The following is a 20829-nucleotide window of genomic DNA, read 5'->3' as shown; positions in this document are numbered from 1 at the left end:
CATGCTCGAACACGAGCTCATCCAAAGCACCGGTTTTCGCAATTTCGGCCCTGTCGGCGCGCGCCAGGGCTTTGCGATTCGCGTCCGCATCCCGAACTACCACGGCACACGCCTGTCGCTGCTGGAGGGGTTCGACGTTACCGTGGACGGTGAGTACTTCGACCACGAAGTGAACCGCTTGGGCATCCGCGACGAGGTTTATACGATGGCGCAAATGCGCGAGGAGACCGTCGCGCGTTGGAGCCTGACCGAATGGGGCGAAATTCTTGTCGACAAGCCCGGCGGGCTCGAGCCCGGTGTACACAAGATTCAGGTTGTGGCGCGAATCCGCTACTCCTACTTTCCGCCCGACGTTCATATCTTCCCGATGCGCGCCGAACGCTTTGGGACGATCTGCATCGCCTAGTTTTTTGGCGCGCACTATGCTGCCAGCGCCCACCTCCCGGCAGCGCCTGGACCCAGGTCGAGCGCGTAACCGGCGCCCGCGAGCGCGGGCGAGGTCTGCGCAGTGATGACCCAGACCGGGACCGGTTCAAGGTAGTTGCGAAATCGTCCCTTTGCCTCGAATCGCTCCCGGAACTGTGTCGCGGCGAATGAGGCGCCGAGCCGGGGAACGATGCCGCCGCCGATGTAGACGCCGCCCCTCGCGCCCAGGGCAAGCGCGAAATTTCCCGCGACACTGCCTAGCAGAGCGCAGAACATCGAGACGCATTCCTTCGCAATTCGGTGGTCGCCCGAGTGCCATTGCTCCACCACTTCGCCGGGCCCTTGCACGCGTGCGGGCGAGTTCTCCAGCGTAGCGAGCGTGTGATAGAGGTCGACGAGCCCCGGCCCGGAAAGGACCCGCTCCGCGGAAGCGTGGCCGTACAGTTTGCGCAGGGACTGGACGACCGCAAACTCCCTCTCGGTTTCGGCGGGCACCGTTGCGTGTCCGCCTTCGCCGGTGATCGGCAGGAACACGCCGGGTTGCGCGGTGGGAAGCAAGCCCGACATCCCGAGGCCTGTTCCCGGGCCGACAACGGCGATCGGGCCGGACGCTGACGACACCGTTCCGCCAATCTGCCAGCGAGCACCTTCCTCGAGGGCTGGAACGCCCAGCGCAAGGGCCGTGAAGTCGTTCACCACGCACAGGCGGCGCGCGCCGATCCGCTCCCGCAGGGCCTCGATCGAGAAGGACCAGGCGTGGTTGGTCATGCTCACCAGGTCGCCGCCCACCGGTGTCGCGATCGCAAGCGATGCACAGGCCGGGTTCGGGAGGCCGCAACTCTCCAGGTAGGACCGGATCGCCGATTCGATGTCCGCGTGCGCCGCGCAAGGCAGCGTTCGCACGTGCTCGATTCCGGTGCCGCTGTCCGCCTGCCATCCGAAGCGTGCGTTGGTGCCACCGATGTCGGCAAGCAGCCGGCATCGGCGAGACGTGCTCGCTGCCATGTTCGCCCCGACCGCCGTGCTCAGATCGGCGCAGCGAGTGCCATGAGCGAGTCGCGCATGATGCGGCCGTGCTCTTCCTTGGAGCCGTTCTCGATCTCGATCTGTCCGAGCCGCCCCGAGTTGTCCACCACCATGCGGCAGCGCTCCCAGCGCCGGGCCTGGAATGCCTCCAGCGCCGCAGGGACCTCGGAGCTGCGGCCGATTTCTTCCGCCAGCACCAGCGCGTCCTCGATACCGATGCAGGCGCCCGACGCGAGGTGAGGCGTCGTCGCGTGCACGCTGTCACCGATCAACACCACGCGCCCGTGATACCACGGCTGCGGCAGCAGGAGGCCTTCGAGCGGACGAAACACGATCTGGGAATTCTCCTGCAGCTGCTCGCGCACGGTTTGCAGCATCGGGTCCGGGAACGGCGCGAGCAACGCCTTCAGTGCCTGGACGAACGTCGCCGGATCGACGAACTGGTTCTCCGGGCGATGCTCCGTCACGAAGAGGTACATCTCCTCGGCCGAAACCGGGTTCAGGCCCGGCTTCACGGCACCGCCAAGCCACATCGTGATCGTCTTCAGTTCCGCCGGGCGCGGCAGGACGGCGCGCCAGACGGCCTGCCCGCTATACCGGGGGCTGGGCGCGCCGGGAAACAAGGTGGCGCGCACCTTGGAGTACAGGCCGTCCGCGCCGATGACCAGGTCGTAGCGTTGCCGTTGGCCATCGGTGAACGACACTTCGGCTCCCTCGGCGTCGTGCTCGATCGAGCTGAAGGTGCATCCCAGGCGCACGTTGGCGCCGGACCTGCGCGTGGCATCCGCGAGGATCCGGGCCAGCACCGGCCGCATGATCGCGCCGCCACCCGGCACATCGGGCCCGGCGAGGCGCGGTGTCGGCAGGTTGCCGACGGGGCGCCCATCGGGCGTCCGCAGTTCCACGCCGTCACTCGCTGCGCCAAGGCGAAGAAACTCATCGAGGATGCCGAGTTGGCGGAAGGCCCGCAAAGTCGCGCCGCCCAGGCTGATGCCTGCGCCGTAGGAACGCCATCCCGCATCGATTTCGACCAGGTCGACCTCGGCGCCTTGCTTGCGCAGTTCGATGGCGGCGGACATGCCGGAGAAGCCTCCACCGATGATGAGGATGCGTCGGGCTGCGAGGGTCATGAAGAGGACTCCAGGAAAGGCTATGACTCGTTCCGCGGGTGGCAAAGGTCTGCCGCCAGCGCCTGCAGCGAGGGTAAGCGCTTTCCCAATTGAGCGGACCTAGGGTTTACCCGAATCGGCTGCTGACGTTCAGGCTGATTCGCGCAGCACGAGGCGGTGGGCGAGAGTTCGCGACTCGGAGGTGCCGCCTGCCAGGCGTTCGAGCAGGATCTGCGCAGCCGCTTCGCCAAGTTCGCGCATCGGCTGGGCGATCGTCGTGAGCGCCGGCTCGAAGACCGAGGACAGGGGCAAGTTGTCGAACCCGATGACGGCGATGTCCTCCGGGACGCGCTTGCCCTTGCGCCGCAGGGCCTTGATGACACCGATGGCGAGGGTGTCCGACATGGCGAAGACCGCCGTCGGCAGTTCGGGCAACGCAAGCAAGCTGCCGGCGGCCTGGCCTCCCGACTCGTAGTCGAGGTCGTTCGCGGTGCGGATCAGGTTCGGGTCGACCTGGATGCCTGCACGCTGCAGCGCGATCTCGTAGCCTTCACGCCTTTGCTGGGCCCACAGGTAGTCCTCTTCGGCAGTGATGAGGGCGATGCGTTTGTGGCCGCCATTCAGCAGGTACTGGACAGCATCTACGGCGGCTTGCCGGTGGTCAATGCTGACATGCGGCACGACGCCCTTGGATGGGTATTCGGAGCAGGCGACCCAGGGCAAGGTGTCCATTTCGGCCATCAACTCGGGACGTTCATCGAGGTGGGTCAGGCTGATCACGCCGTCCACCAATCGGAAGTACGAAAGGTCGAGGGTTTCGGCCCGGTCGGTCCACAGGTTCGAGTCGTCGGCGATCAGGATCTTGTAGCCGCGGCGCCGGGTCACGGCCTCGATGCCCTTGATGATCTGGGAGTAGAAGGGGTTGGAAAAGTCGGGCACGAGGACGAGCAGCAAGTGGCTCTGTGCCTTGGCGAGACTTCGCCCGAAGGGGTTCGCGCGGTACCCCAGCTGCGCAACGGCCGCTTCCACTCGCAAACGGGTCTGTTCGCTGACCGGCTTGCTCTTGTTCAGAACCCGCGAGACAGTCGCGATGGAAACGTCGGCCAGCTCGGCGACGGCATTGATGGACGGCAGGTCTTTCATGAATGGTACCGGCACATACCGGCGCTTGCTCGGGGCGGAGCCCCTCCTCTGGTCGTCCATTGTGGCAGTATTTTCCTGAACCGGGAAAATATTTTCCAAGCGAGTCTTGCAACATCGACGCCCGAGCCGGGACTCACCCCGGCGCAGACCTCGGGTTTCTACTGATAACGCGTAGTGGGAAATCGTTTACCTTCTCCGACGCGACAATGAAATCGTGTCGCGCAACCACCCGGCATGTAAACCCTTGCCTGATTGAACCACAGCCCATGAAGCTCGTTTCCAGAATACTGACCGCAGCCCTCACCGCATGCGGACTGTGCGCGGCAAGTACGGCCGCCACGCCGGTCGCGGCGACGTCGAATCCTCAGCCCATGAACATGGTCTTCGTGCTCATCGACGACCTGCCGTACAACATGCTCGGCTTCCGCTGGCCCGGCTTGAAGACGCCCAACATCGACAGGTTGGCGAAGAGCGGCGTGTACCTGCCCAACACGGTGGTCACGTCGTCGCTGTGTTCGCCCAGCCGCGCGACCATCCTGACGGGGCAGACGGCGCGCAACCACCGTGTCGTGGACAACAACAACGCCGACGAGTCGCACCTCGTCTACTTCCCGAAGTACCTGCAGGCGGCCGGCTACCAGACTGCGTACATCGGCAAGTGGCACATGGGCATGGAGACCGATGCGCCGCGTCCCGGCTTCGATTACTGGGTCAGCTTCACCGGGCAGGGCATGTATTTGCCGAAGGGCGATTTCGGCCCTCCGCAGCAGCAGGTGCTCAACGTCAACGGCCGGCATGTCGACCGCACGAAGTACATGACCGACGAGCTGACCGACTACCAGATGAACTGGCTCGACAAGGTCAGGGACCCCAAGAAGCCGTTCTTCCTCTACATGTCGCACAAGGCCGTGCATGCGCCGTGCGTGCCGGCGGAGCGCCACCAGGGCCAGTACAAGCAGCTCGAGGTGACACTCCCCGAAAGCTTCGCCGACACGCCCGAGAACAACCGCGACAAGCCGATGTGGGTGCGTAACCAGCGCAATAGCTGGCACGGCATCGACGTGCGCTACGGCCCCGGGGCGGAAGGGCTGAAGGAAGAAGTGCGCACCTGCGCGAGCGTGCTGTCTGCAGTCGACGACAGCCTGGGCCAGCTGCTGGACTACCTGCGCAAGAACGACCTCGAGAAGAACACGCTCGTCGTGCTTTTCAGCGACAACGGCTCGCTCAACGGCGCCCACGGCCTGAGCGACAAGCGCACCGCCTACCAGGAGTCGGTCCTCGTGCCCATGATCGCGTCGGCACCTGGGTACCTGCCCGCCAACGTCGTCAACCCGGCTCGAGTGCGCAACCTCGATCTCGCGCCGACCTTCCTCGACGTCGCCGGTGTTCAGCGGCCACCCCAATTCGAAGGCCGCAGCGTGCTGCCGCTGTTGAAAGGGCAGGCGGCGTGGAAGGACTGGCCGCAGGACGACTTCGTCTACGAGTACTACTGGGAGTGGAGCTACCCGATGACGCCGACGACTTTCGCGATCGTCCGCAACGGGAAGAAATACATCCAGTACCACGGCGTCTGGGACATCGAGGAGCTGTACGACCTCGAGAAAGACCCGGGCGAAATGCACAACCTGATCTTCGATCCGGCTTACTTGGCAACCCGCGTGGAACTGCGTGAACGGCTGTTCAAGTCGATGACGAACGCGCGCAACGAAAACGTGGTGCCGTACACGCGACGCTTCAACCAGGGCTTTGTCTTCCGCTCCAAGGGTGGCACGCCCCCGGCGGACTTCCCGCCCCAGTGGGTGCTGGAGCCGAAGAAGCCCGGCGGAACCTTCGACTTTCCCGAGTTGTACCCGCGCTCCAACGCCCAGTGAAGCGACTTCCCAAGGATTTCCGATGTCGTCCCATGCCTCCAATCGTTCCCGCCGTCACTTCATTCGCGACGGCGCCGCGGCGGCGGCCGCAGCCGCCACGTTCGGCATTCCCGCCGCGGGCGCGCAACGCCCGGCCGGGTTGCCCAACATCCTGTGCTTCGTCAGCGAAGACAACTTCCCGGTGATCGGGGCGTACGGCGACAGCCTGGTGCATACGCCGACGATCGACCGCCTCGCTCGGCAGGGCGTCATGTACGACCGCGTGTATTGCGCATCGCCGGTCTGCGGCCCGTCGCGGTTCTCGATCATCACGGGCATGTACCCGGAGGCCGCGGGTAGCGCTGCCGAATTCGGCTCGACCGACGAAGTGCTGCCGGCGTACATGGAAGGCTACGCCGCTACGCTGCGGCGCGCCGGCTATTACTGCACCAACAACCAGAAGAAGAACTACAACTCGCAGCTCGACTACGTGGACATGTGGGACGAGTCGAGCACGAAGGCGCACTGGCGCACCAAGCCCGCGGGCAAGCCCTTCCTGGCGATCTTCAACACCTTCACCACGCACGAGAGCGCGCTGTTCCAGCCGCTTACCGGAAAGGTCAAGCCGGAGGATGTGCCGATTCCGCCCTACCTGCCCGACATGCCCGGCGTGCGCAAGGACTTCGCGACGTTCTACAACGCGATGGAGAAGATGGACGGCGAATTCGCGGCCCGCCTGGCCGAAGTCGAGAAAGCGGGCCTGGCGGACGACACGATCGTCTTCTACTACTCGGACAACGGCGGCATCACGCCGCGCGGCAAACGCTTTTGCTACGAGCTCGGCACCCGCTGCGCGCTGGTGATCTATGTCCCGCCGAAGTGGGCCCACCTGATGCCCCATGCGCCGGGCTCCGTCGTCAAGCAGCCGACCTGCTTCGTCGACATCGCACCCACGCTGCTGTCGATTGCCGGCATCGCACCGCCGCGGCACATGCACGGCCGGGCGCTGATGGGCAAGTACTACAAGGCGCCGGCGAAATACGTCTTCAGCGGCCGTGACCGCATGGATGAGCGGTACGACCTCACGCGCTCCGTCACCGATGGCCGGTGGCGCTACATCCGCAACTACGCGCCCCACCGCATCTACGGCCAGCACGTGGGCTTCATGTTCCAGGCGGCCGGCTACCAGGACTGGGAAGCCGCCCATCGGGCCGGCACGCTGAACGTCGTGCAGGAGAGGTTCTGGCAGACCAAGCCGCACGAGGAGCTTTACGACACCTTCGAGGACTTTCACCAGATCCAGAACCTGGCCGATCGCCCCGAGGTGAGCGCCAAGCTCGAAGAACTGCGTCGCGCGCTGGACGACCACATGATCGCGGTCAACGACAACGCGTTCATTCCCGAAGGCTCCTCGCTGCTCGGCTACACGCGCAGCCGCGAGCCCAATGCCTACCCGCTGCGGGCGCTGATGAAGCTCGCCGCAAAGGCCGCGCAGGGCGATCCGCGCAACCTCGCCGAATTCCAGCGCCTGCTGCGGCATGACCACGAGTGCATGCGCTACTGGGCCGCCCAGGGCCTGCTGATTCTCGACGCGAAGGCGCAGCCGGCGCTCGACGACATGAAGGCCGCGCTCGGCCGGGAAAGCAGTGTGCCGGTGCGTATCGTGTTGGCCGAGTTGCTCGTGCGGCTGGCCAACGACCGCGATGCGCTGCGCCAGCTCGGCACCGTCCTCGATTACGAACCGAAAGGCGTGTTCCGGCTCCAGGCGTTGAACGCGCTGACCTACGTCGCCGAGCGCGCGGGCCCGATCCGGCCCGCGATCGTGCGATCGGCCGCGGACCAGCATCGGCATGTGATGCGTGCGGCCGAGCACCTGCTGCAGGTGATGGATCGCTCCTACGATCCCTACAAGGTCTCGCGCTTCGCCGGAGGCGGCGTGCGGTACGACCCGGAAGTGCCGGCGAACCCGCCGACCCGGCCCTACGACTGACGCGACCGTCTGGGACACGGCTGGAAAAGGCCACTCAAAACGACCGCTTTGCTTACGGGTAAACACTAGAGAATCCGTTGGGAAAGCGCTTACAATAATCGCAGACGTACCGAACACAGGAGACGCGCATGAGCGCCACCATCACGCGCCGCCACGCCGACTGGCGCCAGGGCTGGATCCTTGTCCTCGCCGGGTTCCTGCCCATCGTGGCCATCATCGGGCTCACGCCGGCCCTGCCCACCCTGATCGGGCATTTCAAGAACGACATCGACAACCCGCGTTTCTGGGTGCCGTTGCTGGTGACCGCGCCGAGCGCCTGCATCGCGCTGCTGGGGCCCGTCGCGGGCTTCATCACGGACAAGCTCGGGCGACGCCGCCTGATGTTGGCGGGCATGCTGCTGTACGGCTGCGGCGGCCTCGTTCCGTTCGTGGTCGACAGTTTTGCCCTGGTCGTCGCCGGACGCGTGCTCATCGGCATCGCCGAAGCGGCGATCCTGACGGTGACGAACACGCTTCTCGCGGACTACTTCGACGACCAGACACGCCGCCGCTGGCTGACGGTGCAGGCCGTGGCCGGGTCGTTGCTCGGCTCGGGGCTGCTCGTGCTGTCGGGCTGGCTCGCGTCGCACGGCTGGCAATGGCCGTTCGCGGTCTACGGGGTCGCGTTGCCGTTGTTCGTCTGTGCCTGGTTCTGGCTTTACGAGCCGGAGAAGCGTGAGGATCCCGCGGCTGCCGCAGCCGAGGCAGCGGCAGCGAGGCCGGAGCCGGCCAACGCCGGTGAGCGCGCGTTTCCGATCGCGACGATGGCAATCGTCTGCGCAGTCACATTGCTGCTGGCGACGATCTACTTCGTACAGATCATCAACTTCTCGCTCGTGCTCAAGGAGATGGGCGTTGACGACCCGAGGTCGATCGGTTTGATCAGCGCGGTGCCGAGTTTCGGCGTTCCGCTGGGCGGCTTGCTGTTCTATGCGACGGGGCGCTTCGGCCCGGTGACGCAGCTGATGCTGACGTTCATCTGCTATGCCGTGGGCCTGGGCGGCATCGGGCTGGCGGGCAGCGTGGAGCAGGCCATGGGCTTTGCGTTCATCCAGCAAACCGGCTCGGGGATCGTGATTTCCGCGCTGATCGCGTGGGCCCAAAGCAAGCTCGCCTTCGAGCACCGCGGCCGCGGCATGGGCATGTGGGTCAGCGCGTTCTTCGCCGGCCAGTTCGTGTCGCCGGCGGTCGTCGCCATGGTGGCATCACAGATCGGCGGATTGAAGCCCGCGTTCGTCGCATTCGGCGCGCTGTCGCTCGCCTGTGCCGTTGTTGCGCTTCTTCGACGCGGTGGTGCGTCGCAGGGGCAAGCAGCGGCGCCGCACCACGCCTGAGCGCGGCAATTCATCGGCACACCATTCGGAAATCAGCGTTTCATGGCCAAGACCATCAAGGGACCCGCAATCTTTCTCGCCCAGTTCGCGGGCGACCAGGCACCGTTCGACACGTGGCCGGCAATCACGAAGTGGGCCGCATCGCTGGGCTACAAGGGCGTTCAGCTGCCCAGCGGCGACAAGCGCCTGTTCGACCTTGCCAAGGCCGCGGAGAGCAAGACCTACTGCGACGAGATTGCCGGCATCGCGCGCGAAAGCGGCATCCAGATCACCGAGCTCTCCACGCACCTGCAGGGGCAGCTTGTCGCCGTGCATCCGGCCTATGACGAGGCGTTCGATGTGTTCGCGCCGCCCGCGCTGCGCGGCAAACCGGCGGAGCGCCAGCGCTGGGCGATCGAGCAGATGCTGCTGGCGGCCAAGGCATCGCGGAACCTGGGCCTCACGGCCAGCATCAGCTTTTCAGGCGCGCTCGCCTGGCCCTTCCTGTACCCCTGGCCTCAGCGCCCTGCGGGCCTCGTCGAAGCGGCGTTCGACGAGCTCGCCAAGCGCTGGCGGCCGATCCTGGACGCCTATGACGAGGCGGGTTGCGACGTCGCGTTCGAACTCCATCCCGGCGAAGACCTGTTCGACGGGGTGACCTTCGAGATGCTGCTGGAGCGCACCGGCCATCACCCGCGCCTCGCGATCGCGTACGACCCCTCGCACTTCCTGCTCCAGCAACTCGACTATCTCGAGTTCATCGACATCTATCACGAGCGCATCAAGGTCATGCATGTGAAGGATGCGGAGTTCCGCCCCAGCGGCCGGCAGGGCGTGTATTCGGGGTTCCAGCCCTGGATGCAGCGGGCCGGTCGTTTCCGTTCGCTCGGGGACGGCCAGGTCGATTTCCGAGGCGTGTTCTCCAAGATGGCGGAGTACGACTTTCCCGGCTGGGCGGTCCTCGAGTGGGAGTGTTGCCTGAAGCACCCGGAGCAGGGCGCCGCCGAAGGCGCACCTTTCATCCGCGACCACATCATCCGGGTGACCGACAAGGCGTTCGACGATTTCGCGGGCGGTGCCAGCGACGCCGCGCAGGTGCGACGCCTGCTCGGGCTGTAAAGGAGAAGGACGATGGATCGACGGACTTTGATGCAACGAATCGCCCTGGCGGCCGGCGCGGCCTTCTGGATGGGCGAATCGCTCGCGGTGAGGATGGCCCATGCGGCGGCGGAGCGCCCCGATGCGGGACCCGGCGCGCCGCTGGGCGACGGGTTGATGGGCACGCTGTCGGCCCTGTGCGAGACGGTGATACCGAAGACCGACACTCCCGGTGCGATCGAGGCCGGCGTGCCGGCGTTCGTTGCCGAGATGTACAGGCTCTGGATGACCGATGCCGAACGGACGGCTTTCGGCGACGGGCTGCGCGCGCTCGACGCCGATGCGCAACGCAGGTTCGGCGCCAGGTTCGCGCAGGCCACTGCGGCCCAGCAGGCGGAGGTCTTCGGCGCGTTGCGCGAAGGCGTGAAGGGGTATTCCCCGCGAGGCTTCGGGCTCGACGCGCGCATCGCCGATCCCGCGGCCCCGTTCTTCCACAAGGCGCGCGACCTCATCACGGTCGGCTACTTCACCAGCAAGGTGGGGATCGAGGCCGAGTTGGCCTATGTCGCGGTCCCGGGACGGTTCCAGGGCGACGTCGACGTGAAGACCTGGAACCGCCAGATGCAGCTCTGATCATGACTACCCAATACGATTTCGACGCCATCGTCGTCGGCTCCGGCATGACCGGCGGCTTTGCCGCGAAGGAACTCACCGAGCGTGGCCTGAAGGTTCTCGTGCTCGAACGCAGCCGGCCCCTGGAGCACAAGCAATACGAAACCGAGTGGACGACACCGTGGGACGCCAAGTTCCGCGGCGTGCTCGACCGCGACGAGATCGGCCGGGACTACCCGATCCAGTCTCGCCAGCCCTTCGGCCAGTTCAACTGGTTCAACAAGCACCATTGGGTCAAGGACTCCGAGCAGCCCTACGTCCAGGCGCAGCCCTATTCGTGGATCCGCTCGGGCGTGCTCGGCGGGCGGTCCCTGCTGTGGGGCCGGCAGTGCTACCGCTGGAGCGATATCGACTTCTCCGCCAACAAGGCCGACGGCCATGGCAGCGACTGGCCGATCCGCTACAAGGACATCGAACGCTGGTACGGCCACGTCGAGGACTACATGGGGATCAGCGGGGAGAACCTGGGCCTCGCGCACTTCCCGGACATGCACCTGCTGCCGCCGATGGAGCTGACGGCCGCCGAGAAAGTCGTCGGCACGAGAGTCCGCCAGCGCTGGCCCGAGCGTTACGTCACGATTGGCCGCACGGCCAACCTCACGCGCGAGCACAACGGCCGCGGCCCATGCCAGTACCGCAACATCTGCCAGCGCGGCTGCTCGTTCGGCGGCTACTTCAGCAGCCTGTCGGCCAGCCTGCCCGACGCTCAGAAGACCGGCCTCTTGACCGTGCGCACCGACACGCTCGTCGAGCGTGTGCTGCTCGATGAGAAGACCGGCCGCGCGAGCGGCGTGCAGACCATCGACGCCAAGACCGGCGAACGCCGTGTCCATACGGCCCGCCTGGTGTTCCTCAACGCGGGCACCGAGGCGAGCGTGAAGATCCTGTTGCAGTCGGCGGAGAAGCGCCATCCGAACGGGCTGGGCAACCGCGGCGACGTCCTCGGGCGCTACATCTGCGACCACGATTCCGGCGCCGCGTTCGGCGTCCTGCCGGGCCTCGAGGATCGCTACTTCTACGGCCGCCGCGCCAACGGCCTCTACATGCCCCGCTTCCGCAACCTCAAGGGCCGCGATGCGGGCGTCGATTTCGATCGCGGCTACGTCGTCCAGGGCGGCAGCACGCGCATGGGCTGGACCGACCAGGCCAGCGAGGGCGATGATTTCGGCGCCGGCTACAAGAAGCGCCTGGCCTCGCTCGGGCCGTGGATCGTCTTCATGGGCGGCTTCTGCGAGAGCCTGCCGCGCAAGGACAACCGCATCACGCTCGACCCGGCCGCCAAGGACAAGTGGGGCCTGCCGCAGCTGCGGTTCGACGTGAGGCGCGGCGACAACGAAGAGAAGATGGTCGCGGACGCGATGCGCGAGTGCAAGACGATGCTGGAGGCCGCCGGCGTGCAGGGCGTCCGCACCCTGCGCGTCGGCTCGACGCCCGGGATCACCGTCCACGTCCAGGGCGGTGCCCGCATGGGCAACGACCCGGAACAAAGCGTCCTCGACGCACGCAACCGGGTGCACGGCGTGCCGAACCTCTACGTCACGGACGGCGCGGCCATGGCGTCTGCCGGCACGGTGAATCCGTCGCTGACGTTCATGGCGCTGACCGCGCGCGCGGTCGATCACGCGGTGGCTCAGCTCAAGGCCGGAGCGGTGTAATGGCGGCAGGTTCGACCCCGGGCACAGCACCACCACCGATCCGGTTGGGGATGGTGGGCGGCGGCGAAGGAGCGTTCATCGGCGCGGTGCACCGCTACGCGGCGCGTCTCGATGGCGACTACGCATTGGTCGCCGGGGCGCTGGCCGCGACGCCGGAGAAGGCGCGCCGATCGGGCCTCGCGCTCGGGCTCGCCGAGGACCGCATCTACGACGACTATGCGCACATGGCCGTCGCCGAAGCGGCGCGCCCGGACGGCATCGAGGCCGTTGCCATCGTGACGCCCAACCATCTGCACGCGCCGGTCGCGACGGCCTTCCTGCAGGCGGGCATCCACGTCATCTGCGACAAGCCCGTCACGGCCACGGCCGCCGAGGCGCAAGCCCTTCGCGACCTCGTCGAGCGCAGCGGCCTGGTCTTCGCGTTGACGCACAACTACACCGGCTATGCGATGGTCCGCCACGCGCGGCAGATGGTGCAGGACGGCGCGCTGGGCCGCATCCGTGTCGTGCAGGTCGAGTACCCGCAGGACTGGCTCGCCGAACCCATCGAGCGCTCCGGCAACAAGCAGGCCGACTGGCGCGCGGACCCGGCGCGGGCCGGCGCGGGCGGCTGCATCGGAGACATCGGCACCCATGCGCTCCAGCTTGCCGAGTTCGTCAGCGGACAGCAGGCCACCGCCATCTGCGCCGAACTCACCAGCTTCGTCGACGGTCGTCTGCTGGACGACAACGCGCAGGTGATGCTGCGCTACTCCGACGGCGCCCGCGGCACGCTGTGGGCGAGCCAGGTCGCGCCCGGCCACGCCAACGACCTCCGGTTGCGCATCTATGGCAGCAGCGGCGGCATCGAATGGCGGCAGCAGCAACCCGACGAGCTGCTCTGGTCGCCGCTCGGCCAGCCGACGCAGATCATCCGTCGCGGCACGCCCGCGGCGAATGCGGCGGCGGCACGCGTCAGCCGCCTTCCCGGCGGTCACCCGGAGGGCTACATCGAAGCGTTCGGCACGCTGTACCGCGAGATTGCGGATCACCTGCGCGCCGCGCGGGCGCGCGGGCAAGCCAAGGCGCCACGCGACTCGCACTTCCCCACCGTTGCCGACGGCCTGCGCGGCTTGCAGTTCGTCGAAGCTGCGGTCGCCTCCTCGCGCGCAGGCGGCTGCTGGGTAACGATGCCCGCCTGAAAGAGTCCGACCGTCTGCAATTCGGGCCGCGCGATGAAACACGAAATCAAGCGGGGCGTCAGCCTCTACAGTTACCAGTACGAAGTCTTCCTGCGCAAGATGACGCTCGACGACTGCATTGCCCATGCGGCCGGTCTCGGCGCACGCGGCATCGAAGTCTTGCCGGAGCAGAGCTTCACCGGCTTTCCGGACATCCCGCAGGCGCAGGTGGACGCGTGGTTCGCGTCGCTGGAGCGGCACGGCGCCTATCCGGTGTGCCACGACATGTTCCTCGATACGAAGCTGCACAAGGATCGCAAGCTGACCTTCGACGAAATGGTGGCATCCCTGCAGCGGGACCTGAAGGTCGCGAAGCGCCTGGGCTGCAATGTCCTGCGTGTGATCGTCAACACGCCGCCCGAGGTCGTCGTGGCCTGCGTGCCGCTGGCCGAGCAGCTCGACACCCGCATGGGCATCGAGGTTCACTCGCCGTTCCACTTCGACCACCCCTGGATCCTGCGCTACACCGAGCTCACGCGCGCCACGGGCTCCGACCACGTCGGCTACATCCCGGACATGGGCATGTATTGCAAGCATTACCCGCCCGTCTTCCGGGACCGCTTCCTGCGCACGGGGGCGACGCCGAAGATTGCCGAGTACATCGTCGACGCTTTCGAGCACCGCATGCTGACCGACTACCTGCTGATGGACGTGCGCAAGATGGGCGCGAACGCCGTCGACCTGGCCATGGCGGAGACGACGCGCCACAACATCTGGAGCAACCCGAAGCGCATGCTCGAGTTCATGCCGTGGATCTTCCATATCCACGCCAAGTTCTACGAAATCGACGAAGCCGGTGTCGAACCGTCGATTCCCTACGACGAGATCATTGCCGTGCTGGCCGAAGGCGGCTTTCGGGGCCACCTGAGCAGCGAGTACGAAGGGCAGCGCCACATCGAGGATGCCTTCGAGGTCGACGGCCGCGAACAGGTGCGCCGCCAGCATGTCCTGTTCAGTCGCTTGCTCGGCGAGAAGTAGACGAGGAGCAACGCCGATGTACGACAAGCATGTCATCGTCCCGGGATCGCTTGCGAATTTCGAGCAGGGCGGTCGCGTCGCCGGCTACGAGATCGGAGTCCGCCTGCCCTATTACCGCGGGCAGTGGATCTCGATCGTCGAGGACATCGCGGTGACCGTCGACGGAGCGAAAGCTGCGCGCGAGGATGTCCGGTTTACCGTGCGCGGCCGCACCTGGACCCTCGACGAGATGGAGACCGCGACCGGCGAACGCTGGGAGTTCGGCGAAATCGCACGGGTCAGCGTGATGCACGCTGGTGGCCTGCCTGCGGGAGAACACGAAGTGACGGTCGCCGAGCAGCTGCGGATCTCGTACCTGCCGTGGGTGCCGACGACGACCTGCACGCTCCGGATGACGCTCTGCTGAGCAAGCGAAGGAACACCGCGCCCCGCCCCTGCACAGGTGAACAGGCTGCCCCGCTACGATCTTGATCATGACGACGACTTCAAACATTCCGGGCGACGGCCCGTCTGGCATGCGCTGGATTCCGGGGGGTCGCTTCCGGATGGGCTGCGAGAACTTCTATCCGGAGGAGGCGCCGGTGCGGACCGTCGGCGTCGACGGATTCTGGATCGACGAAGTGCCGGTGACGAACGCGATGTTCAAGCGCTTCGTCGATTCCACGGGCTACGTCACGCTCGCCGAAGAGCCCCTCGATCCGGCCGCCTATGCAGGCGTCGATCCAGCGCTGCTGCAGCCGGGCTCGCTCGTGTTCGTGTCGCCCCGGCAGCGCGTGCGGCTGGACGACATATCGCAATGGTGGCAGTGGCGCGTGGGCGCAGACTGGCGCCACCCGCTGGGCTCCGGCTCGTCCCTCGCGGGCCTGGAGGATCACCCCGTCGTCCATGTGACCCATCGTGATGCTGCGGCGTACGCAGCGTGGGCCGGCAAGGCGCTGCCGACGGAAGCCGAATGGGAGCGTGCCTGCCGCGGCGGCCACGAGGACCGCGACTACGCGTGGGGTGACGAGCTGGCGCCGGGTGGACGGATGCTGGCGAACTACTTCCAGGGCCAGTTTCCCTGGAACAACACCTGCGAAGACGGTTATGAACGGACGTCGCCGGTCCGCAGCTATCCTTCCAACGACTACGGCCTCTTCGACATGATCGGCAACGTGTGGGAATGGACGGATGACTGGTTCGTTCCCGCCACGATGCTCGCGAAGAAAGCCCCCGGCTGCGGCTGTGCGCCGCAGAACCCTCGCGGTGGCAGCCAGGCGGACAGCACCGATCCCCGCGACGCTTCCACCCGGCTCGGCCGGCGTGTCTGCAAAGGCGGGTCGCACCTGTGCGCGGTCGGATACTGCCAGCGCTACAGGCCCGCGTCGCGCCACGCGCAGGCCATCGACAGCAGCACGTCGCACATCGGCTTCCGCTGCGTCGTGCGCGCGTAACTCAATCGGGCCGCGTGCCGCGCGGTGCGCGGCCGAAGTTGGGGTCCGGATTCTGCGCCGGTAGCAAGGCTGCCAGGCGCGCGACGATATCCGGGTTCGCCGCCGCGATGTCCACGTTTTCCAGCGGGTCGCGGGCAAGGTCGAAAAGCACGAACTTGTGCTGGTTCTCGTTGCCGGCTCGATAGACGTCCGCCTCGGTCTTTTGAGCCGCAGGGTCGAAGCCCCGGATCAGCTTGTAGCGCCCATCGGTCACCATGCGCCAACCCATCAGCCCGGATGTCACGTGCGTTCGATGGAGCGCCGACTTTCCTTCGAGCAGCGGACGCAGTGACTGGGCCGTCATGCCTTCCGGGCGCTGGGCGCCTGCGTAGTCGAGCAGCGTCGCGCTGATGTCGATCATGCTGACGAGGGCGTCGCTGCGCCTGGCAACCATTCCGGGCCCGGCGACGATCAGCGGCACGCAGACCGAGGGCTGGTACGGAACGGTCTTCGCCCAGCGGTCATGGTCGCCGAGCATTTCGCCGTGGTCGCTCGAGTAGACGAAGACCGTGTTGTCCAGTTCGCCGCGCTGCCGCACGCCTTCGATCAGTTTGCCGACCCACCGATCGATGTTCTCGACCATCGCGGTGTAGTTCTGGCGGATTGTGTTGTGGATTTCGGGCGCCAGCTGCGTGTTCGCGTTGGGCTGGGCGAACGTGCGTCCACGCACCGTGGCCTCCATCGCCGAGGTGATGTCCATGGGATCGTGCGGGCCGCTGAAGTTGACCACCAGGTGCCAGGGCTTGTCCTTGGGGAACCGCTGCAGCATTCCTTCGGCGGTGCGGCCGACCCAGTTGTCCGCATAGTCATCCTCGGAAAGCGGCGTCGGATACGTGCGGCTGTACTGGACCTCGCGCGGCGTGGTCCGGCCGCCGCCACGGGACTCGGTGTCGGCGGCATGGACCGCGGCGAGATCCTTTGCGCCGAGATAGGCCATGTACGGCTCTACGGGCTTCTTGTTGGCCCGCAACCACGCAGTCACCGCATCGCCCTTGCCCCCGTTGTTGACCATCTCGGTGAAGCCCCACTCCTGCATGCGATTGCGGCCGTCGACGCCCCAGTCGTGCGAGCCTTTGCTGAGGTCGAGCTTGCCGCAGGCAGCGACGTGGTAGCCGCTCTCGCGCAGCTTGCGGTAGTACGTCGGCTGGCCGCTGGGGTAGTCGGCCCAGTTGCCGCCGACACCGCACCGGTCGTAGTCGCGGCCGGCGGCCAGCGCCGCGCGCGAAGGAGCGCAGGTCGCAGACGCGCAGTACGCCTTCGCGAAACGCACGCCGCGTTCAGCCAGCCAGTCGAGGTTGGGCGTTTTGATGGGCAACCCCGGATTGCCGCTCAGCCAGTCGAAGCGGTGCTGGTCGGGAAGCAGGAAAAGGAAGTTCGGCTGCTTCTTCGGCGCTGGCTGGTCGAGACCGGCGCATCCGGCCAGCGGCGCGAGGAAGAGGGCGCCAAGCACCTTGCGGCGGTCGATCGAAGAGGGATTCATGGTGTTTCCTCGGTGGGTGGGTGAGAGGCGGCGGAATGTGCAAGCGCTTTCCCTTCGACGTTCCGCCGAGCGGACGGGAAAATGAATGCACGACTTCCATGCGGGCAACGCATTTTCGCCCTACAGCCAGCACTCGTTTGTAATATCTGTCATAGGGAAACTACTAGTTTAAGGCGTTGGGAAAGCGTTTACCATTCTTTACCCTCATCCATGACCCGGCGTGGTCATCCGACCGCCTTTTTTGAGAAAGAGCCCCACATGCAACGACGGAACAGCTTTTCCTTGACCCTGACCGCCGCCGCCGCGAGCCTGCTCTGTGCTGCCGCGCACGCCCAGCAGGTCGCTCAGCCCGACGCCGGCCCCAACGAGGCCCAGACCACCCCGCGCGCGGCCAATGCGGCCGAACGCATCGTGAGCAAGGAAGTGGTTTCCGGAGAGGCGCTGACGAGAGCGTCGCAGGAAGGCTACGGAGAGGCGATCCGCAACCAGGCTGGTGTCGTCCCGCTGCAATCGAGCGGCTCGGCGCTGGATGGCTACTCGATCCGCGGCATCCGGCTCAATTTCGCCAACAGCTTCCGGATGGACGGCGGCATGCCCTACGGCGTGGTCGCCAGCGTGCCGACCGAAAACAAGGAGCGGATCGAAACGCTCAAGGGCGCCAACGCGCTGCTGTACGGGATCGCAAGCCCGGCAGGCATCATCAACCTCATCCCCAAACGCGCCGGCGCCCGTGATGTCACCACGGTCGGCCTCGGGGCAAACGCCTTCGGCCAGTATGGCGCCAACGTGGACATCGGCCGCCGCTTCGGCGACGCCAAGCAGTTCGGGGTCCGGGTCAACGCGTCGGCCACGCACTTCGAAAACGGCATACACGACCTCGGTGGAAGCGGGTATTTCGTGGCCTTTGCCACCGATTGGCGCGTCTCGGATCGTCTTAACGTCGAGCTGGCCGGCGAACGGATCCATCGCGACGTGGCGGAGCAGGTAGGCATCCGCTTGCTGCCGGCCGTCAACGGCGTGGTCCCGATCACCCGGGTGCCGGACCCGCAGAAAAACCTGTGGGGACCGGGCGGCAACTGGGATGTCTATCATCCGCGCGCGGACAACTTGCAAGCCCGGGTGGACTACAAGTTCAGCGACGACTGGCGCGCACTCGTGCAGGTCGGCCGCAACGAAGCCGAACGTGAACGGGGAGTCGGCCAGGTCGCCCAATACAACGCCGTGACCGGGGCCAACGGCGTCCTGACCTTCAACCACACGCGTAACAGCAACCACCTGAATTTCGGCCGTTCCGACCTGATCGGAACCTTCGACACATGGAGGTTCCGGCACGACTTAACGGTGGGTGCCTCCTATACCACTCGCTACCTCAGGGCTTACGACATCTACAACCTGACGCTCGCGACCCGGCAGAACATCTTCGACCCGATCAAGATTCCCGTGGCCCAGCTCACCGGCGCCCCGCGCGAAAATCCGCTGCAGACAAGCCGGGAGAGGGCCGTGTACGCCTCCGACACGATTGGCTTGCTGCCCCAACTGAAGCTCGTCGTCGGCGTGCGCCGCACTTACGATGACGAGACGAACGGCACAGTGACGACCAAGAGCTCGGTGAACTCGCCGGCGGTCGGGGTCCTTTACGAAGTGCGGCCGACGACGACGGTGTATGCCAGCTACATGACCGGCCTCGAGGGTGGCCCGGTCGCGCCGGTGGGCACGGTGAATGCCGCGGTGCAGCTCGACCCGACGATTTCCAGGCAGAAGGAGGTCGGCATTCGCGACAGCTCGATCAAGGGGCTTGCGCTCAACGCCTCGTATTTCGAGATCTCGCGCGCCAACGCCGTCACCAACCCGACGACGAACGTCTACGGATACAGTGGCGAAGCGCTCTACAAGGGTGTCGAGTTCACCGGTAACTATGCTTTCCTGCCGGCGTGGAACCTGTCCGGGTCCTTGCTGTGGCTCAAGGCAAAGCAGATTTCCCCGCTCGAGCCGCTGATCAATGGCCGCGTTCCCGAGAACTCGCCCCGCCTCAACGGCAACGTGACCTTGGCCTACCGCGTCTCGGCGCTCCCCGGACTGACGCTGCGCGCCACTGCCCGCGGTATTTCCAGGCGCGCAGTGAACAACCAGGAACAGGGCTACATCCCCGGCTATGGGCTGTACGAGCTCGGAGCCGGCTATGTGGGCAACATCGCCGGTAAGCGGGTCAGCTTCCAGGCCTCGGTGGACAACGTGGCGAACAGGAGATACTGGAACTCGATCGCCAACGGCGTCTACGGTGTCGGCATGGTCCGCGCCGTGCGCTTCAATGCCAAGATCGATTTCTGACGGGTAGGCCATGACGTTTTCCAGGTACTTGTCGGCAGGCGTACTGGGCTGGGCGCTGGCGTTTGCCGTGCCCGCACAAGCCGCGGACGGCGACGCCGCGGCCGTGCAATGGGTCACGCTCGGCACCGCCGGCGGCCCGATCCTGCATCCCGAAGCGGCGCAGATCTCCAACGCGCTCGTCGTCGGCAATGCGATCTACCTTTTCGACCTCGGAAACGGAGTGCTTCGGCAGATGGCGCTGGCGAAGCTGCCCACGCAAGGCGTGCGCGCTGTCTTCATCTCGCACCACCACTCGGATCACAACGCCGACCTGGGGCAGGTGATGCTGGCGAAGTGGGCCCGTGGGCGCCGCGAGCCGCTGCCGATCTTCGGTCCTCCGGGCACCGTGGAGATGGTCAACGGCCTGGTCGCCGCCAACCGCGCGACCGTTGATGCGTCGTACCCGGTCGTGGGGCCGGGCAATCCGCCCCTGGCTACGGCGTTCAAGACGACGGACCTGCCGGCCGAAATGAATGAACCGAAGCTGGTCTACGAGGACGAAAACGTCCGCGTCACGAGCATCAGCGTGGAGCACTACCTGGTCCCGTCTTCCACGCCGATCGCGGCCGGCCACGAGCCGCACGCCGTTGCCTTCCGCGTCGAGGCGCGCGGCCGCAGCTATGTGTACACAGGCGACAGCGCGCCGACGCCAAAGCTGGCCCGGCTCGCCAAGGGCGCCGACGTCCTCGTCACCGAAGTCGTCGATCCCGAGGCGATCCAGGAAGAACTCCTGCGCGTCTTGAGGGGCGATGCAGCGAAATTCGCGCAGGGTTCGGCCGAGCGCATGCGCAAGAGCCACCTCGAGCCGTCCGAAATCGGCAAGCTCGCGGCAGAGGCCGGCGTGAAGGAAGTGGTGCTGACGCACTACGTTCCCATTCCGCCGGATGACAAGGCCATCGCGAAGCTGATCGGCGGCATCACGCCGTTTTTCAAGGGGACAGTCAAGGCGGCGCGCGACCTCGCACGCTTTTGATAGCGACGTAGTCGGGGA

Annotated in this window: 17 protein-coding genes; 13 read left to right on the top strand and 4 right to left on the bottom strand. The window is 66.2% G+C overall.

Translation table 11 applies throughout. The annotated features are described in order from the left end of the window. The first annotated feature begins 1 nt into the window (after window position 1). Window positions 2-406 (top strand): C-glycoside deglycosidase beta subunit domain-containing protein, encoded by a 405-nt coding sequence (locus tag H8R02_RS20005; protein WP_187083233.1) that lies wholly within the window; start codon window positions 2-4, stop codon window positions 404-406. 14 nt (window positions 407-420) lie between these two features. Here H8R02_RS20005 and glk read toward each other — a convergent pair whose 3' ends face one another. From glk to H8R02_RS19990, 3 genes are all read right to left on the bottom strand, one after another. Further along, on the bottom strand, window positions 421-1431 hold the full coding sequence (glk, locus tag H8R02_RS20000) for a glucokinase (protein ID WP_187083232.1): 1011 nt from the start codon (window positions 1429-1431) through the stop codon (window positions 421-423). A 20-nt stretch (window positions 1432-1451) separates the two neighbouring features. Beyond that, window positions 1452-2582 (bottom strand): FAD-dependent oxidoreductase, encoded by a 1131-nt coding sequence (locus H8R02_RS19995; protein WP_187083231.1) that lies wholly within the window; start codon window positions 2580-2582, stop codon window positions 1452-1454. A gap of 129 nt (window positions 2583-2711) precedes the next feature. Next, window positions 2712-3704 (bottom strand): LacI family DNA-binding transcriptional regulator, encoded by a 993-nt coding sequence (locus H8R02_RS19990; protein WP_187083230.1) that lies wholly within the window; start codon window positions 3702-3704, stop codon window positions 2712-2714. A 371-nt stretch (window positions 3705-4075) separates the two neighbouring features. On the opposite strand from H8R02_RS19990, the gene H8R02_RS19985 reads away from it, so the two are divergent. The 10 genes from H8R02_RS19985 (at window position 4076) to H8R02_RS19940 (ending at window position 15952) form a co-directional block, all read left to right on the top strand. Next, entirely contained in the window at window positions 4076-5575 is a 1500-nt protein-coding gene (locus tag H8R02_RS19985) for a sulfatase family protein (protein WP_222622558.1), read from the top strand. Between the two features lie 22 nt (window positions 5576-5597). Then, window positions 5598-7544: a sulfatase family protein gene (locus H8R02_RS19980; RefSeq protein WP_187083228.1), complete on the top strand. Its 1947-nt coding sequence runs from the start codon at window positions 5598-5600 to the stop codon at window positions 7542-7544. A gap of 128 nt (window positions 7545-7672) precedes the next feature. Beyond that, window positions 7673-8917, top strand: coding sequence for an MFS transporter (locus tag H8R02_RS19975; RefSeq protein ID WP_187083227.1), 1245 nt, complete (start codon window positions 7673-7675; stop codon window positions 8915-8917). Between the two features lie 42 nt (window positions 8918-8959). Then, window positions 8960-10015, top strand: coding sequence for a sugar phosphate isomerase/epimerase family protein (locus H8R02_RS19970; protein WP_187083226.1), 1056 nt, complete (start codon window positions 8960-8962; stop codon window positions 10013-10015). Window positions 10016-10045: 30 nt separating this feature from the next. Next, window positions 10046-10627 (top strand): gluconate 2-dehydrogenase subunit 3 family protein, encoded by a 582-nt coding sequence (locus tag H8R02_RS19965; protein ID WP_187083225.1) that lies wholly within the window; start codon window positions 10046-10048, stop codon window positions 10625-10627. 2 nt (window positions 10628-10629) lie between these two features. Next, entirely contained in the window at window positions 10630-12321 is a 1692-nt protein-coding gene (locus tag H8R02_RS19960; protein WP_187083224.1) for a GMC oxidoreductase, read from the top strand. After that, on the top strand, window positions 12321-13502 hold the full coding sequence (locus H8R02_RS19955; protein ID WP_187083223.1) for a Gfo/Idh/MocA family protein: 1182 nt from the start codon (window positions 12321-12323) through the stop codon (window positions 13500-13502). Before H8R02_RS19960 ends, H8R02_RS19955 begins: the two co-directional genes overlap by 1 nt. A 33-nt stretch (window positions 13503-13535) precedes the next feature. Continuing rightward, entirely contained in the window at window positions 13536-14519 is a 984-nt protein-coding gene (locus tag H8R02_RS19950) for a sugar phosphate isomerase/epimerase family protein (RefSeq protein WP_187083222.1), read from the top strand. A 16-nt stretch (window positions 14520-14535) separates the two neighbouring features. Then, window positions 14536-14925, top strand: a complete 390-nt coding sequence (locus tag H8R02_RS19945; RefSeq protein ID WP_187083221.1) for a C-glycoside deglycosidase beta subunit domain-containing protein — start codon at window positions 14536-14538, stop codon at window positions 14923-14925. Window positions 14926-14992: 67 nt separating this feature from the next. Then, entirely contained in the window at window positions 14993-15952 is a 960-nt protein-coding gene (locus H8R02_RS19940) for a formylglycine-generating enzyme family protein (RefSeq protein ID WP_222622557.1), read from the top strand. 1 nt (window position 15953) lies between these two features. On the opposite strand, the gene H8R02_RS19935 is transcribed toward H8R02_RS19940, so the two are convergent. Next, the gene (locus H8R02_RS19935; RefSeq protein ID WP_187083220.1) at window positions 15954-17579 is read right to left on the bottom strand and encodes a sulfatase family protein; all 1626 of its coding nucleotides are present in this window, start codon (window positions 17577-17579) and stop codon (window positions 15954-15956) included. A gap of 150 nt (window positions 17580-17729) precedes the next feature. Between H8R02_RS19935 and H8R02_RS19930 the strand changes: the two genes are divergently transcribed. Together H8R02_RS19930 and H8R02_RS19925 are read left to right on the top strand one after the other, a co-directional pair. Continuing rightward, window positions 17730-19799, top strand: coding sequence for a TonB-dependent receptor (locus H8R02_RS19930; RefSeq protein WP_187083219.1), 2070 nt, complete (start codon window positions 17730-17732; stop codon window positions 19797-19799). Between the two features lie 10 nt (window positions 19800-19809). Then, window positions 19810-20811: an MBL fold metallo-hydrolase gene (locus H8R02_RS19925; protein ID WP_187083218.1), complete on the top strand. Its 1002-nt coding sequence runs from the start codon at window positions 19810-19812 to the stop codon at window positions 20809-20811. The last annotated feature ends 18 nt before the right edge of the window (window positions 20812-20829 follow it).

The organism is Ramlibacter albus, assembly GCF_014297445.1.
Lineage (GTDB): Bacteria > Pseudomonadota > Gammaproteobacteria > Burkholderiales > Burkholderiaceae_C > Ramlibacter > Ramlibacter albus.
The sequence above is the reverse complement of the archived record's forward strand: the minus strand, read 5'-3'. Positions and strand labels throughout refer to the sequence as shown.